Origin of the sequence: Halomonas sp. ND22Bw (assembly GCF_003011945.1) — a bacterium.
GTDB classification, from domain to species: domain Bacteria; phylum Pseudomonadota; class Gammaproteobacteria; order Pseudomonadales; family Halomonadaceae; genus Halomonas; species Halomonas halophila.
Genome location: NZ_PXWD01001581.1, coordinates 1 through 243 on the forward strand (window position 1 = coordinate 1; position 243 = coordinate 243).

Consider the following 243-nt stretch of genomic DNA (forward strand, 5'->3'; position numbering starts at 1 on the left):
GTCGATGTCGTCCACGTCGCCGCTGGCGGTGTATTCGCGGTCGTCGGCGCTGACGGTCTTCTTCGCCTTGAAGTCTTCCGCGATGTCGGCGATGTAGTCGCCGTTGTACGCCGCCGCCTTCTCGCCGCTCGGCCACTCGGCGTCGCCCGGCTTGAAGCCCTTCAGGCGCAGCTGCGTGCTGATGGCCAGCGTCTGGATCTGCACGCCGGCGGCGTTGTAATAGAACTCGCGGTAGACGTCCGC

At 66.3% G+C, this 243-nt stretch carries 1 pseudogene; it reads right to left on the reverse strand.

Annotated features, from left to right (window positions below):
- Positions 1-243, reverse strand: a pseudogene (argS, locus tag CVH10_RS23570) (arginine--tRNA ligase); the annotation flags it as partial.